At 42.8% G+C, this 16,592-nt stretch carries 14 protein-coding genes and 1 tRNA gene; 6 read left to right on the forward strand and 9 right to left on the reverse strand.

Annotated features, from left to right (window positions below; all coding sequences use genetic code 11):
• Positions 1–196: 196 nt before the first annotated feature.
• On the reverse strand, positions 197–2,401 hold the full coding sequence (locus tag JMY00_RS02905; RefSeq protein WP_201579066.1) for an ATP-dependent helicase: 2,205 nt from the start codon (positions 2,399–2,401) through the stop codon (positions 197–199).
• Positions 2,402–2,810: 409 nt separating this feature from the next.
• Between JMY00_RS02905 and ychF the strand changes: the two genes are divergently transcribed.
• The 4 genes from ychF (at position 2,811) to JMY00_RS02925 (ending at position 7,036) form a co-directional block, all read left to right on the forward strand.
• Positions 2,811–3,902: a redox-regulated ATPase YchF gene (ychF, locus tag JMY00_RS02910; protein ID WP_201547425.1), complete on the forward strand. Its 1,092-nt coding sequence runs from the start codon at positions 2,811–2,813 to the stop codon at positions 3,900–3,902.
• Between the two features lie 128 nt (positions 3,903–4,030).
• A complete protein-coding gene (locus tag JMY00_RS02915) occupies positions 4,031–4,564 on the forward strand; it encodes a hypothetical protein (RefSeq protein ID WP_201579067.1) in 534 nt (177 codons plus the stop codon).
• 271 nt (positions 4,565–4,835) lie between these two features.
• On the forward strand, positions 4,836–6,251 hold the full coding sequence (locus tag JMY00_RS02920) for a deoxyguanosinetriphosphate triphosphohydrolase (protein ID WP_201579068.1): 1,416 nt from the start codon (positions 4,836–4,838) through the stop codon (positions 6,249–6,251).
• A 104-nt stretch (positions 6,252–6,355) separates the two neighbouring features.
• Complete coding sequence (locus tag JMY00_RS02925) at positions 6,356–7,036, forward strand: TetR family transcriptional regulator (RefSeq protein WP_057759356.1); 681 nt, start codon at positions 6,356–6,358, stop codon at positions 7,034–7,036.
• 21 nt (positions 7,037–7,057) lie between these two features.
• Here the strand turns inward: JMY00_RS02925 and gspK are convergent, their stop codons facing one another.
• The 8 genes from gspK to tsaA form a co-directional block, all read right to left on the reverse strand.
• Entirely contained in the window at positions 7,058–8,125 is a 1,068-nt protein-coding gene (gene gspK, locus JMY00_RS02930; RefSeq protein WP_240990632.1) for a type II secretion system minor pseudopilin GspK, read from the reverse strand.
• A gap of 48 nt (positions 8,126–8,173) precedes the next feature.
• Entirely contained in the window at positions 8,174–9,046 is an 873-nt protein-coding gene (locus JMY00_RS02935; RefSeq protein ID WP_201579069.1) for a type II secretion system protein GspJ, read from the reverse strand.
• Complete coding sequence (gspI, locus tag JMY00_RS02940; RefSeq protein ID WP_240990633.1) at positions 9,043–9,513, reverse strand: type II secretion system minor pseudopilin GspI; 471 nt, start codon at positions 9,511–9,513, stop codon at positions 9,043–9,045. Before gspI ends, JMY00_RS02935 begins: the two co-directional genes overlap by 4 nt.
• 35 nt (positions 9,514–9,548) lie before the next feature.
• A complete protein-coding gene (locus tag JMY00_RS02945) occupies positions 9,549–10,250 on the reverse strand; it encodes a prepilin-type N-terminal cleavage/methylation domain-containing protein (protein ID WP_346764997.1) in 702 nt (233 codons plus the stop codon).
• A gap of 325 nt (positions 10,251–10,575) precedes the next feature.
• Positions 10,576–11,259 carry a TetR/AcrR family transcriptional regulator gene (locus JMY00_RS02950; RefSeq protein WP_057759351.1) on the reverse strand — a complete coding sequence of 228 codons (684 nt, stop codon included), beginning with the start codon at positions 11,257–11,259 and terminating at the stop codon, positions 10,576–10,578.
• 233 nt (positions 11,260–11,492) lie between these two features.
• Positions 11,493–12,281 (reverse strand): TatD family hydrolase, encoded by a 789-nt coding sequence (locus tag JMY00_RS02955; protein WP_201579072.1) that lies wholly within the window; start codon positions 12,279–12,281, stop codon positions 11,493–11,495.
• A gap of 159 nt (positions 12,282–12,440) precedes the next feature.
• A complete protein-coding gene (locus JMY00_RS02960; protein WP_201579073.1) occupies positions 12,441–14,228 on the reverse strand; it encodes a GspE/PulE family protein in 1,788 nt (595 codons plus the stop codon).
• A gap of 59 nt (positions 14,229–14,287) precedes the next feature.
• Positions 14,288–15,145 carry a tRNA (N6-threonylcarbamoyladenosine(37)-N6)-methyltransferase TrmO gene (gene tsaA / locus JMY00_RS02965; RefSeq protein ID WP_201579074.1) on the reverse strand — a complete coding sequence of 286 codons (858 nt, stop codon included), beginning with the start codon at positions 15,143–15,145 and terminating at the stop codon, positions 14,288–14,290.
• Between the two features lie 426 nt (positions 15,146–15,571).
• Here tsaA and JMY00_RS02970 point away from each other — a divergent pair, with 426 nt between their 5' ends.
• Together JMY00_RS02970 and JMY00_RS02975 are read left to right on the forward strand one after the other, a co-directional pair.
• The gene (locus JMY00_RS02970) at positions 15,572–16,345 is read left to right on the forward strand and encodes a ferredoxin--NADP reductase (protein WP_101205461.1); all 774 of its coding nucleotides are present in this window, start codon (positions 15,572–15,574) and stop codon (positions 16,343–16,345) included.
• A gap of 152 nt (positions 16,346–16,497) precedes the next feature.
• Positions 16,498–16,584 (forward strand) — tRNA-Leu (locus tag JMY00_RS02975).
• Positions 16,585–16,592: the final 8 nt, after the last annotated feature.

The following is a 16,592-nucleotide window of genomic DNA, read 5'->3' on the forward strand; positions in this document are numbered from 1 at the left end:
TTGAGAAGGTATTTTTGATAGGAATAATACTAGTTCTGAGCAATAATCTAGCAATAAATTTGATGAAAATATCGTCAAATTATCCCATTTTTTTGACCATGAAACTTTCGACTATTCGAAAGCTCATTTATCTATATTACTGCATAGCCTTATTAGCTTATGTTTAATTGATTGGATAATCAACTAAACATGGGTATTACCACCAAATGGGATCATCGTCTTCTATCATGGTCCGCCTTGTCGTCTCAACCGTTACCTCTTCCGCAGATAGCTCAGCGATAAAACGTGACGGCTTATCAAAGTATCCAGAATAACTAGAAAAGTAATTTGGCGCGGTCAAATATAACTGCGTCTTTGCACGACTACAGGCAACATAAAAAAGCTTACGTTCTTCTTCTAACGCTTCAAAGTCATCTAAAGAACGGTGATGCGGCGTGATGCCATCTACCAATGAGTTAACAAACACTACTGACCACTCAAGGCCTTTAGCGCTATGAATGGTCGAGATAGTGACTTTGTCATTGCTACTGTCTTGTCCATTATTCGAATTGCCCATGACAGCAACCGAATCATTGGGTGGGTCTAAAGCGAGATTTTCTAAAAAGCTATCAAGGCTTGTGTGCTCTGTCGCTAGGTTCTTTAGCACCCGAAAATCTTCGGTACGCTCACGCCAATTATCTTCAATCAGCTTTAACACTGGAATATAAAACTCAAGAATATGTTCAATAGCTGTCTCGACTGACTCAGCTTGCTGTGCCTTGATAAGCGCATGATATAGAGGCTCTAGCTGATCACTTTTTTTCGCAAAGGGCGCGGCCAGTAAAGATTCAAACGCATTATTGTCAGCAGTAATAGCTTGGGTTAAGCGCGTCGCCGTCACTGCACCCACCCCTTTAAACAAGGTTAAAATACGATGCCAAGCAATCGTGTCATTTGGGTTATAGAGTATTTTGACAAAGGCCAATACATCTTTGATATGACGTCTTTCAATGAACTTGATACCGCCCACCACGATAAAGGGAATATTGCGCGCCATAAACTCTAGCTGTACGTAATTGGACTGAAAAGACGTACGGCATAATACCGCAAAGTCGTTGTAGTCATACTCTGGCTTTAGCGCGACAATCTTATCAGTGATATAGCCCGCTTCTTTTGGCTCATCACTGAGTCGTCGAAATACTGGCTTGTGTCCTTCTATTGGCGCATCAGAATACAGCTGCTTTTGATAGCCTAGCGTGATTTGCGCGGATAACGCATTGATATAATTTAAAACGGATGGCGAGCTACGATAATTTTGCTCAAGCTTAATAAGTTTGGCTTGAGGATAAGTCTCACCGAACAGAAGAATGTTTTCATAATTGGCACCGCGAAACGCGTAAATACTTTGATTGTCGTCACCAACTACCATCAGCGATACCGAGTCAGGCTCACATATTAAGTCGATTAGCTGCTTTTGCGGAATATTGGTGTCTTGGTATTCATCAACCATAATGTAACGATATTGGCTTTGCAGCAGCTGTCGAAAGGTGTCATTGGTTTTTAAATGATGCACTACTTGGCTAATTATGTCATCAAAATCATATAAGTGATTGGCGCGCTTATACTCATGAAAGTCAACTGCCAGCTGCTCGATGATAGGAATATGCACGGCAATATCTGGGTAGTTACTTTCGATTAAGTCACGAATTTGTATACGTCTATTTCTAGACGTCGAGATGATATTTTGCAGCGTTTTTTTACGCGGAAAGGCTTGTGCCTTGGTTTGAGCAGGATACTTTTTTTCTTTATGCACCAAGTCGATAGCGTCCTCACTATCGCCAGTATCCAAAATGGTAAACCTTGGATTGATACCGAGTAGCCCTGAATATTGACGTAGTAACATATTACAAAACGAGTGAAAAGTACCACTAGTGATGCTATTTAATGCTTTATCAGTTGGCAGCTTATCCTCAGCCAACTCTTCATCTGATAGTTCTTGATTTGAAAGACTGCTAGCTAGCAAGGATTTAGCTCGATCTTTTATTTCATTTGCCGCTTTACGCGTAAAGGTCAGTAGCAAAATCTCTTTAGGCGACACCCCGTTTTCCAATAGATAACTGGTGCGATAGGTCAAAGTTTTGGTCTTGCCCGAACCTGCACCAGCAATGACTAATACTTTGCCTTCGATCGTAGTCGCGGCCATTAACTGATCGGGATTTAACTCTCTAGCATAATCGACTTTTAATCCCAATCCACTATCTAGCCTCTGCTTTAATAACTTGAGGTTCTTCGTCTCATCAGTATCAATTAAATTTGCCTCTAGTTTTTTAATAGCCTGTTCAAGCCGAGTCAGTTTAGGCTTCATCTCAAGGAAGTTCTGCGGGTATTTATAGTGGCGTGTGTCAAAAATCGAGGTTGTCATTGTCTAAAATTGCCTTACATTTTATTTTGGCGATATTATCAGCGTATGTCTGACTGTTTATAGCTTTAGAATAAGTATGATTTGCTAAAATTGACAGAATATATGTGCTGAATTTACGTGAAGTTCAAGCCCTTATCTATGCGTGACAGTTTAGCATATTAAAAAATAGGATTTATTAGCCCACATAAGCTATGCGTCACTCTTATTGATTCGCCTTATTCATTTTTAAGCCTCTAATATGACCTGCTTTTATCATAAAGTTGCTTATCATTATCAGGTAAAAACCTGAGCATATACCGTAACAACCTCACCCCTATTCAGGTAAATTTGCTACAATGTGCCCAATTTTGATTTATCATTTAACCAAACTTTATACCAACTGATTTTATTAATACATTGAGAGAATGTTATGGGTTTTAATTGCGGCATCGTCGGCCTACCAAACGTGGGTAAATCCACCTTGTTTAATGCGTTGACCAAAGCGGGTATCGCCGCTGAAAACTTTCCATTTTGTACCAAAGATCCCAACACGGGTATCGTGCCAGTACCAGACCCACGCCTAAAGCAACTGGCTGATATCGTCAATCCTGAACGCGTTCTACCAACGACCATGGAGTTTGTTGATATCGCAGGTTTGGTCGCAGGCGCGTCGAAAGGCGAAGGCATGGGTAACCAGTTCCTAGCCAACATCCGTGAGACCGATGCGATTGCTCATGTTGTACGCTGTTTTGATGATGACAATGTGGTGCACGTTGATGGTCGCGTTAGCCCGATTGATGATATCGAAACCATCAACACTGAACTGGCACTTGCTGATTTAGAAGCTGTTGAGCGCGCAATCCACAACCAAACCAAAAAGGCTAAAGGTGGTGATAAGGACGCGCAAGCATTGCTTGATGTGTTCAAAAAAGTTGAACCATTATTAGCAGAAGGTAAAGCGGCTCGTGCAGCTAATCTAGACGCTGATGAGAAAAAACTGATCAGAAGCTATGGTTTAATTACGCTAAAGCCGACCATGTATATCGCTAACGTCTCTGAAGATGGTTTTGAAAACAACCCATATCTTGACGCTGTTCGTGACTATGCCACTGGTGAAGATTCTATCGTCATCGCGCTATGCAATCAGATCGAATCTGAAATTGCACAGCTCGATGAAGATGATAAAAAAGACTTCCTAGCTGAAATGGATATGGAAGAAGCCGGTCTTGACCAAGTAATCCGTGGTGGCTATGACTTACTTGATATGCAGACTTACTTTACCGCTGGCGTAAAAGAAGTACGTGCTTGGACTGTCGCTATTGGTGCGACAGCGCCGCAAGCAGCTGGCGTGATTCATACTGATTTTGAGCGTGGTTTTATTCGTGCTGAAGTCATTGCGTATGATGACTTTATCGAATACAACGGTGAAAAAGGCGCTGCTGCTGCTGGTAAATCGCGTTTAGAAGGTAAAACTTACATCGTACAAGATGGCGATGTGATGCACTTTAGATTTAACGTGTAACTTTAAATAGTATAGCTTGTTTAAAGTTAATTAGCCGATGTTGGATATTCTCCATCATCGGCTTTATTTTGTCATTATATTGTTATATTATAACATATCTTTATTTTGCTTATTTGAGGAATTATATTATGGCGGCTTATTTTTCTAAACTTGCAGGTATTACTATACTAGGTAGTGTGATGGCTGGCTCTTTACTGGGCTGTCAGCCGAACAACGATACCGATGCAGTGGTATCTGAAGAAGCACCAGTAGATAATCACGTCGAGCATGAACAAGATCATGAGATGCATGATGATAAAGAGCATGAAGAGCACGACCACGAAGAACATACGCACGCAGGTCACGATCATGAAGCACACGCCAGCAACAGCACTCCTTTCTCTTGTGAGCCTACTGCTACTATCGGCGTTTCTTATCATAGCGACAGTACACCACAGACAGCGCATTTGCTCATCGATGGTATCGAATACGATTTAACAGCTGCCGCTAATAGTGAAACTGATGCTGATAAGGGCATCTATACAAGCGATATTGGATTAGACGATACCCACGGCATCATATGGCAAGTAAATGGAGACAAAGCCACATTGCTTAATAAAACACTGGACAGCGATGTCGCTATCGACAAGGAAGACGTACTTTTTAGCTGTCAAAAGTCTTAATATAGTTAATTCAATATAATTTGAATACAAGCAAGGCGAGTGAAAGCACTACCAATAGTAGGTTAAGTAAAACTGGCACCGTATCCAATTTATAGGGCATTAACTCTAGTCAAAGAAGTCAAACGGGTACAAGCCCGCCGACTGCAGATTGTACAAATAGTAGCTCTAAGGAAGGTAACGCCGTAGCCGTTTAGTAGTTCCCTGACTATATAGCTGAACCAAGGGCGCTATTTTGCTATGCTAGAGGCTCCCTTGGTTCCGGATGTTTAATATGCTAAGTACACAAACCTCTTTGCCGTCCCCTACCACACAATGGTCACATCTCCTTAATTCACAACGTCTTGGTGCTTCCAAAAAATTTAACGCCAATACCAGTACTCGCTCTCAGTTTCACAAAGACTATGACAGACTGGTATTTTCTCACTCTTTTCGCCAGTTAAATCAAAAAACCCAAGTCCATCCATTGACCAATCAGCTCGGTATTCATACGCGCCTGACTCACTCGCTAGAAGTTTCTTCTATTGGTCGCTCTTTGGGAATGATGGCTGCCGAAAAAATTCATGATGCACTACGTAGCGGCCTACCAGCAGGAGTTTCACCAGCAGACGTCGGCGTGATCGTACAAGCAGCTTGTCTCGCTCATGATATTGGCAATCCACCTTTTGGCCACGCTGGAGAGTATGCGATTCGTGATTGGTTTAGACAGCCTGAACCGCAAGCAGTTTTGGAAAATTTAAGCAGCAACGAGCGATTAGACTTACTGGCATACGAGGGTAATGCTCAAGGGTTTCGCCTATTGGCACGTAATGAGCATCATCCTGACAAGGGTGGTATGCGGCTCACCTGTGCCACGCTAGGCGCCTTTATGAAGTATCCGTGGTTGGCAACTCACAGTAACGATGTCAATGAAAACCATTATAATGTGCAGAAATTTGGCTGCTTTTATAGTGAGGCCTCTCAACTAGAAGAGTTAGCTGCGTGTTTACATTTACCACGCTCGGAGCAACACGATGGCTTTGCGCGCCATCCATTGGCTTACTTATTGGAAGCGGCAGATGATATCTGTTATGCGCTAATCGATTTAGAAGATGGCATCAATCTGAATATGCTAACCTATGGCGAAGTTGCCACGATATTTTATGAGCTGATTGGTGAACGTCCGAGCAGCGTAAACCTGCCAGCGCATATGTCTGTCAGACAAAGCCTAGCTTCCCTACGGGCACGAGCCATGATGCGTTTGGTCAATACCGTCACCGATGCTTTTGTAGCCAACAGTGATGCATTGCTAGCTGGCACGCTGCAAGGTAGCCTATTTGCCCATTGCGATACCAGTGTACAAAATGGTATCAATCAAGCTAAGCAACTAGCACGCGAAAAAATATTTAATCATCCGAGCAAAGTAAGAATGGAGCTGATGGCCAATCAGTGCTTGCATAGCCTATTGAATGCCTTTATGCCACTCGCTTGGACAGGGTCGCAATCTGCTACTATGCAGCCGCCGATGTCTTTTGAGCAGCAACGTCTGTTAAGATTGCTACAGCCTCATCTTGACGAACATCGCCGCATATTGTCTGACGATATCTATCATAATATCTTAAATATTTTGGATTTTATTACAGGTATGAATGACCATGAAGCTTATCGATTGGCGCAAGAATTGCAGGGTCATTGGGGCACAGTGGTTTAAAAGACCAGTACAGGTTTAGTAAATTAACACGAATGGCGTATTTCAGTCGTATTTATGCGTTGAAATGAGTATGATAAACACCTACCGGACAATTTTGAAATATTATGAGCAGTCGCGAACAAAAAAAACTTCAAACTCGGCACGCCTTTTTTAATGCTGTGCTCGATCTATGTATGACAGGGCAATCTTTTAGCTCTATCAGTCTCAGACAAGTAACACGCGAGGTTGGCGTTGTGCCGACTGCGTTTTATCGCCATTTTGATGATATGGAGTCACTCGGGCGCGCTTTGGTCATTGAGGAATTAGGCGGTACGTTAGCCACGTTAAGTGATAGCCTGCAGATTGGACGTAAACGTAGTTTCGATCGTCAAATCGCAAAAAGCATTCAGCTATTCTTGTACATGGTCAGCGATCAGCCTTATTACTGGCAGTTCTTGGTCAGTGAGCGTTATGGTGGGTCAGAAGCAGTACGCAAAGCCATCAATGAGTTGATTAAGATACATGCTCAAGGGTTGGCCGACGACTTAGCGTTGCAGCCAGCGTTTACCCATATCAACGCTTATGACCGTCGTCTATTGGCTGAGGCTGGTGTGAATATGTTCTTCTCTTGGATTATTGATTGGCTAGAGCTGACCTACACGGAAGATCATGATGATGAGATTGATCTAAACGAAATCGAAGAAAACAAACAGCTGATGCTGCATAACTGTACTCGTCAAGCACAGATGCTTTTTTACGGGGCTTATAATTGGAAGTCTAGCGAAGAAACACGCCTCAAAGACTAAATACGATCTCAATACCATCTGCTAAAAGCTCGGACGAAATGCCCATAGTCGCTGTGTCACTACTTTGACTTCCTTGGGCATTTTACTGTCTACCTCACTACTGTTACTCGCCTGATTATTACTAGCTGTCTGACTACTATTAACTGCTTGATTATTATCAACGACAGTTTTACTAATCAAAACAGTGGCAAAACGCTCTCTCGCCTGACCGACAGTTGCATTATCAGTCGCTGTGATAAGCGCCATAAATGCTTTGCTATCAACGGCAAGCATGGGTGTTAAGGCTTTTCGTTGCTCATCATTTAGACTGCCGAATATCGGTAATTGCCATGCTGCATCAATAGACGTCAGGGCCTGCTGTGCGCGCATATCTACCAGTGCTTGCATCTGTTGGCTGTTAGCACCATCAATTAGTGCTGCCAACAATGCAGGACTGGCAGTATTGATATTAATAGGCACATAATAAGGCACTGCTGTAAGATAAGGCCGTAATACTGCTAATGTTTCAGCGCTCACCCCTGTCACTTCTAGTAGCTGATCGATACTGACAAAAGGCTGATTTGGCAGAGCATCTGTTGCTACAGCATTTGACTGGTGCGCATATACCGTACTTTCATCACCGCCATCTTGATATACCTCACCGTCTGCATCTTGCCAATCAAGTATAGCAATAGCGATATCAGGCTCTAGATTTAGTTGCGTGAGGAGTCGTTGGAATATTTCTAAAGCAGCGGTATTGGCCGACCCATCTTGATACAAATTATTAATGTTAAAACGACCAGACTCATCGCGTAGCTCGATGCTGACACTATGATTGGCCAATGTATAAGGTGGTATAGGCTGCGCCCAGATATCTTGCGCACTATCCGTATCATTGAGGTTGCTATCAGCGCGAAGCATCGTCACTGCTAACTGCTGACCTGCATCGATATCTTGCAGCAACTGATTTTGATCGAACAACAGACCACTACGCCTAATTGCAATTTTTTGGCTAGCAAGCATCGATCCTGCAACCACAGTAATACTGACTACCAGTAATAAGATAGTCAGCAGCGCAACACCGCGTTGAGAGTTTGCAGTCATCGACATACATAGCCTTTGTTATTGAGCAATTGATGCATTTTAACTACTACCTTCTCAATTATTCGTTCCTACATTGCTATTATCCGCACTACTATTATTGTCACTACCGTCACTACCGCTGTTGTCATTATTAGCATTATCATTGCTGCTACTATCTGTGTTATTGGTCATGCTTTGACTATTGCTATGCGATATCGGTTGCGGGGCGAGTGCCCATTGCCAAGTGATTGGCATGTCTTGGTATGTAAAGCTAACCGCGACTCCTTTCGGCAATAAAACAGCTGTGGGCTTAGGGCTCGCTGTATTCGCTGATTGTCTCACCGCTGTATTCGTACTATTACTTTTAGCGTCATCGCTCGGAAACTTGGTACTTAGCTCTGGTAAATAAGCTTGCCAACTCCCTGCTGTGACACCTTCGAGCAATACGCTGTCTAGGCTGACGCTGTCACGCCCGCCTTCCATACTGGCATATTGGCGACGTATCAAACGCTCATCCGCAAAAATATATTCGATACGTTGAATGCTATTGCTACTCTGATATCGTGGATCAGGATCGGCAAAGCGTACAAAGCTAACATATTCACTATCTAAGCTCATAAAGGGCTCAGGCGCTATTTTATTTATTTGTCCGTTTATTTGCTCGCTTGATTGAGGTTTGTTGTTCGTATTACTACTATCGCTTGGACTGTTATTCGCCGCACTGACACTTTGAGTAGTCGACGCTTGATAAGGGATAATTTGACCCATGTCTTGCTGTAACTGTAAATAGGCGTACTGCAGGACAGCAAGATTGTCAGCATGAAATTGCGCGCGCTCACGAGCACGGTTGACCCCATCAAACACTTGCCAGCCTGCAACGGCTAGCATCGCAAATATTGCCATCGCAACCATTAACTCAAGCAGTGTAAAACCACGCTGATGCTTCATAGACCGCCCCCGGCCTGCTCGCTATTACCTGCTATGCTTAGACCACTTAAATCCAAACTGTTCGTATCTTGCTCAGCATTACTTAGCATCACAGTGATATCAGTGACCGATGTGCGTGTCTGTCCATCTATAATAGGCGAAACTGCGATATTTACTTCTTTTAAGGCAGGTGTGATGGCGTCACCGACTGTCATTGCTATTTGCCAATCACGTCCTTGAGCATTAACGGTTTGGGTGCGGTTGGCTGTCAGCCACGTCTCTTGAATACGTAAATCAGCGGCGGCATTTTGAGCGACGAAGTGAGCAAGCGTACGAGTACGCAATATATCAACTGAGCTCAGATATGCACTACTGGCACGGCTCGCCGCGACTGCTACCACTGCCAAAATAGCCAGAGCAACCATCACTTCGATAAGGGTAAAGCCGCTCTCACGCCTAGGCTTGAGTGATATAGATTTTGATGACATAGGCTGGCTTGTCATAGGAGGTTTATATAATTTAGTCACTCTAACCCCTGTCCGATTCGCATGCTACCATCTGGCATTATGGTAATCACCTCGCCCACTAAACGCGAATCGTGAAGTACTTCAATGGTGACAGGCGTTGCTTGTCCCGTACCAAACCACAATACCTGCGGTACATTTTGATCGCTAAACCAAGGCTGTAACGTTTGGGTTCGTCCCGTACTCTGTAAACCGCTAGAATCCAAACTTTGAACTCTAATACTCACGCCAGTGGGCAGTTCAGGCAAATTGATATCCGACTCGACTTCCCAACTTGGCGTTGGTTTTTGCTCATCAGTAGAGCCTGATAGACCAGCAACCTCTGCCGACAGCTCCATAGCATTCTTAGGCTGACTGTCGGCGCTATCTGACATCATCTCTGTTGTCTGGTACGCGACATATGGATTTGATAATGTAACGATGACCGGCTCTACCTGCCCCTGCTTATCTGCCTGCATACGCAAACCCATCGGCTGCATACGTTCAGCCGACAATAGGCGAACGTAACTCAATGAATCGGTCAGATGCTCATAAAAAGCGCGGTTTTTGCGGGATTCACTGCTACCGACAGATAAACTCATTATGCCAGCAAATATAGACAAGATAACCACTACCACCACGATTTCTACCAATGTAAAACCAGCCTGTGTCCGACTGTTTATTGATGAGAATGATGATAAGTGATGGATATCAGTTGATATGGAGAAGCAGCTTCGACAACGGTCTGTAGGTCTTGTATCTAAGCAGTTTGACTGAGACGTTTGACTAATTAAAGTGAAAGAGCAAGTAGCCGCTGAACTGGACTGAGTCTTGACAGTGACCGGCATATTGCACCTATAAGCCCAATTTTAATTGTCGCAGAATGAGAAAAAGTTTTTGAAGAATATTAAAATATATATGAATTCGTGCTGCAATAGTAAGCATTACAACACGATTTATTAAAACCAAGAAAGGTTCACAACCCAAAAATTACTTGCTAGTTTATTAATAATTACTTTACTAAGGGTTACTTTATCAATAACTACTTTAGTAGTTGGTATTGCGGTGCTCTTCTGATTCAGTATCGATTTGCTCTACCAGCTCTTGCATATCCTCATCCATGACCTCTTCATCATCAGCAGGATAATGGCTTGGCAACTCTAGCACTTGCTGAACAAAAGCATAACGCAGCGTATCACGGCGACCTAAATAGCGTTGGTAAAAGCTTGAGTTTAAGAGCCCTGCACCGCCCTGACCAATCGCCCAAATAGACGATAGATAATCACGAGTACTCAAATTACTGTGCTCATCTTTTAGGTATGCGCTAATAATATCAATCAAACGCTTCATGCGCTGGCGACGGATATCATATAACTCACCAAACAAACGATTGAGCCCAGTCACTGATGCTGCCAGACGCTCTTCAATTTGGTTCAATAGCATGGCTTTTTGCGGATTGAATAACTGCTGAAAAATCATACGGGCGACACCTGCCGACGGGCAGTCATCAATACGGTTAATCTCAAACAATTGCTCTTCGTAACGAATAATAATACGCAGATAAAGCTCATCTTTACTGGAGAAATGCTTGTACAGGGTGCCTTTAGCCAAATCGAGCTGATCTGCCAAACTGTCTAAAGTGATATCACCATCGCCTGACTCAAGTAGCAATTGTTCTGCCATCGCTAAGATGTTCTCTTCTCGTGCCTTGAACTGGTGCTGACGACTCATAATCTCTCCTAAAACATGACAAGATTAAGCATATGACCATCAATTATGTGCGTACATTTGGCAATGAGCGTATAAAACTATACAAGAACTGCTGAAATACCATAAAAGGGATATGCTTATATTTACAAATAGTCATTAATAATCAGATAGTTACATTTAGTAATTCAAATACTAAAGGGGATTGAACTATACGACTATCACATAAATGACTGACTGGTCATAGCATAACCATTTTAGCGATACTGTGCCAGTAAATTTTCAAAGTTTTTTGCGGTTAATTCTCCGACCTCGTTACTATCACAACCATACATATCTGCGATGAAGCTGGCGACATAAGGTACGTAGGCGGGCTCATTGGGACGACCACGCTTAGGTACAGGCGCCAAATATGGGCTGTCGGTCTCAATCAAGATTCTGTCTTTAGGCATGTGCCTTGCAGCATCTTGGATATTTTGGGCACTTTTAAAGCTAACAATGCCTGAGAAAGAGATATAAAATCCCAAATCTAAAGCACGTTTTGCGGTCTCCCAGTCTTCAGTGAAACAATGGATAATACCATGCTCAGCGCCTTCACTCTTTAAGACATCGATCGTATCTTCTTTTGCATCGCGCATGTGTATGACAAGCGGTTTTTTTAGTTGCTGACTGGCATGGATATGACGTGCAAGACTGGCTTGCTGCTCTTTTTTATTTTCTGTAGACCAGTAGTAATCTAGCCCTGTCTCGCCTATTGCCCATACATGCTCTTTATCAGCAGTCTCGATTAGACGCTCAACCGTCGCTGATTTCAGTATATCGATATCCTCACAAGGATGAATCCCTACACTCATCCCTAGATTTAGCGTCTCGTCACCATAGGTGCTCACAATATTGGCAATCTCGTCATACTCCGCAAAATCACACATGATTGCCATTGCACGGGTAACATTGGCAGTTTTCATGGCGTCAATCGCGCCAGATAATTTACCATCATACTTCGTCAAATCTAAACGGTTAAGGTGACAATGAGTATCTGTAAACATAAATAATCTCGTTGTTAAAAACTTTCTCAATTAAAAGTCTGGGAATTAAAAATTGGAATTTTCATTATATTGATTGCTGTGAGGTGCGCTGTTTTCAAGTGGCATCGTATTTCCTATTTTTAAAATAATATCCACTAATGCACGTCCTAATACATGAGACTAATTAAGAGGCACAACTCTCATCACCTCTTCTATGGTTGTCACGCCTTCACTAATACGTTTTGCACCTGATAAACGTAACGGCTGTAGACCTTCACGATACGCTTGTTGTTTGAGCACATCTAAGTTTGTATCAGCTGCGACCAGTTTTTTTAATTCGTTAGACAACGGCATAATCTCGTATAGGCCGACTCGTCCCTGATAACCAGTGTGTCGACAATGTTCGCAGCCTTGAGCCATATAAATTTGTGCTGGGGCAGGTGCGCGCCAAGGTTGTACCAACTCCTGCCATTGAATGGCAATCTCACTGTCTGGCACAACGTCTACTGCTTTTTTGCAATGCGGGCATAGCGTACGTAACAAGCGCTGTGCCATTACACCTAAGATAGTTGCTGATGTCAAAAATGGCTGAATCCCCAAATCATGCAAACGAGTGATTGAACTTGGCGCATCGTTAGTATGTAGTGTCGAGAGCACCAAATGCCCTGTCAATGAGGCTTGTACTGCCATATTGGCTGTTTCAGCATCACGAATCTCCCCCACCATAATGATGTCAGGATCTTGACGCATCAAAGAGCGAATGCCGTCTGCAAAGTTTAAATCAACGCCTGGATTTACTTGCATTTGGTTAAATGCAGGTTCAATCATTTCAATAGGATCTTCAATGGTACAGACATTGACTTGTTCAGTCGCTAACTGCTTGAGGGTACTATACAAGGTCGTGGTCTTACCCGAACCTGTAGGCCCAGTGACCAAAATAATCCCGTTTGGATGAGCCGTCAATTCATGCCATGTTTCAAGCTGCTTACCCGATAGACCAAGCTGAGCAAAGGAACGTACCAGTACTTCAGGATCAAATACCCGCATGACCAACTTTTCACCGAAGGCGGTTGGCATAGTCGATAAACGAAGTTCTGTCTCTAACCCCTTCGGCGTTCGCGTCTTTAAACGACCATCTTGCGGTTTACGCTTTTCTGCGACATTTAGTCGCCCTAGAATTTTAATACGTGCGGTTACCGCGACGATGATTGCCAATGGCATCTCATACACCGTATGTAGCACACCATCGATACGGAAACGAACCTTACCTGTCTCACGACGTGGCTCTAAATGGATATCACTGGCTCGTTGCTCAAAGGCATATTGCAACAGCCAATCAACGACTCTGACGATATGCTGGTCATTGGCATCAGGGTTGGTATTGTCACCCAATTGCAATAATGCTTCGACATTGGTCACATCGGCAGCTGCACGCTTATGGACACTATTTGCGCCTGCAATCGCTTGGGTGACTTGATAGAACTCCTGCCGATAGCGTTTGATCTGCTCAGGATTGATATAGACCGTACGATAGCTTTTTGATTTGATTAACTTTTCAATACTTGAGTGCCAGTCAGTATAAAAAGGCTGATCCGTTCCGATAACCACTTCGTCTACAGCGACCTCAATCGGTAGAATATGCTGTGAACGTGCATATTCAAACGACATCAATTGTGTGACTGCAGGGACATCGACTTTTAGAGGGTCAATACGAACGAGAGTCATATCTGCTTTAGCCGCCAACCACTGATTGAGCCAAGCCAAAGTTAATTTATTTTCAGCGCTATTGTCCGTCGCATGGCCATTAGGCAAACCAAATTCACTAATCGTTAGTAGAGGGTGCTGAGCTTTGTCGCGACGGCTAGTAATAACTAGGTTATAGCCGCGTTGGTCAATCACTTTATCTGCCAATAGCTCATCTAAACACCAACGCAAATCAATCACTATCGAGTACTGTTGAGCAGACATATCTCTCTTCTTCTATTGTTTTACAATGTGTTGTCAAAAACGATACCAATGCAAGCTAGCTACACCGTAACCACAGCGATTATCTGTAGCTGTCCTGATTCTATCAACTGAAAACTCACATCAACGGATTTATAACGCATAACAAATGGCGTAGCGATCTCTGTCCGTCGATAAGCTGGACGCGGGTCTTGGGCAATTAGCTCTTTAATAATGCTCATATCTGAGGCTATCAATTGATTTTGTATACGATGAATCGTAGACGCAACTGTCGCACTATTCGATCCAATGTTTGCGTCTTTGATATTTGTATCATTGTTATTAGCATCACTAGGCTCGCCTGCGCTTACTAGCATCATAAACTGTTCGTTAGCAGCATCGGTCACGGTTACATTTAATAATTCTGGAGCGGTTGGCGCAAATCCATTTTCCGTCTGTGTCAGCGCATCACTATAGGCCACATATGGCTTTATATCGATGATTGGCGTGCCATCTATCATATCAGCACCTTTGATAATCAATAATACACGACCTTGAACTATTTTGACTTGTTCGAGCTTGACGACAGACAAACCTAACCCTGAAGGACGGTACATACTGCGACTGGCAAACACCCCTATTTTTTGATTACCACCCAATCTTGGCGGGCGTACTTGAGCGCGAAAGCCACTACTGGTTTCATTGTTGTTTTTATATCGATAATTATGATGAAACTGCCAACTCACCCATATATGACTAAACTTATCCAAGCCATCAAATGCAGCTGGCGTATCATATGGCGCTAACATCTCAATGACACTAGTCAGAGCGACTAAGTTTGGCTGGCGCGGCGCACCGAATTTTTGTGACAGCGGGGCACGATGATAGCCAATAACAGGAGCTTGATGGTAGTTATCTAACAGGGGATTATCATCAAGCATAGACCAACTCCAGTAATACAAAACTACCTTGATAAAGCAGTTTTGCCAAATGATACAAAATTACTCACTAACGATATTCCATTTTATCATGCTAGACAATCACTGCTAGACGGATTTTTATTTTAAAGTTTGATATTATGAGCAAGAAATTTGATGAGAGTCATTTACATTTGGATGATATGACCAGTAATGCTGTCATCGTTGACGCAAATTCACTATGTCTAATGACGTAATAGCTGGCTATATATAAGCTGATAAACCAATTCTATTACGCTTACTCATCATTTACTCGTTCATAAAAATAGCAGTTTCGACAACGCTTAAAAGACTGATACGTTTTTATAATGTTCAATTTAACATTGAAAATTCTGATTTAATACTTATTCAAACTTAACACACAAATAACAACTTATTAACGAGGACTTTATGTCAAAACTTCGCACCGAAACGGTCACAGAGGTTCATCACTGGAATGACTCTCTATTTAGTATCAAAACCACTCGTGACGATGGCTTGCGCTTTCGTAATGGCGAATTTGCGATGATTGGACTTGTTGTTGATGGCAAGCCACTATTACGCGCTTATTCAATCGCCAGCCCTAACTATGAAGATCATTTAGAATTTTTCTCTATTAAAGTTCAAGATGGTCCATTAACTTCGCGCTTGCAACATATCAAAGTAGGCGACGAGCTGTTAGTCAGTAAAAAACCAACGGGTACACTAGTATTGGACGATCTGCTACCAGGTAAGAACCTTTACATGCTCTCTACTGGTACTGGTCTTGCTCCCTTCTTGTCACTAGCACGTGACCCTGAAGTGTATGAGCGTTTTGATAAAATTATCTTAGTACATGGCGTACGTCATGTTCATGATTTGGCTTATCGCGAGATGTTCGAAAACGAGCTACCTAATGATGAAATCTTTGGTGAATGGTATCGCGAAAAATTCATCTATTATCCAACGGTTACGCGTGAAGAATTCAGAAATCAAGGACGTGTCACTGATTTGATGAAGTCAGGCAAATTGTTCGAAGATATTGGTTTACCACCAATGAATAAAGACGACGACCGTGTCATGCTTTGTGGCAGTATGCCGTTTAATGCTGAGGTTTCTGCTATTTTAGATGACTTTGGCTTGACTGTTTCACCACGTATGGGTGTGCAGGCAGATTACGCAGTTGAGCGTGCCTTTGTCGGTTAGAATGATGCTATTTAGCATTAGTAGAATAAATGAAAATTTGTATAAAATAATGCTTGACGCATGTAAATAGGCTGCTATAATACGCAGCCTATACAGTCAACACTGTAGCCCAATTCGGTAATATTTAGTCAATAACTATTATCACCTAACATGCCAGTGTGATGGAATTGGTAGACATGACGGATTCAAAATCCGTTGCCTTTAAAAGCGTGTCGGTTCGAGTCCGACCACTGGTACCAATATCTTA

Source organism: Psychrobacter sp. Pi2-52, from assembly GCF_904846705.1.
In the GTDB taxonomy this organism is placed as follows: domain Bacteria; phylum Pseudomonadota; class Gammaproteobacteria; order Pseudomonadales; family Moraxellaceae; genus Psychrobacter.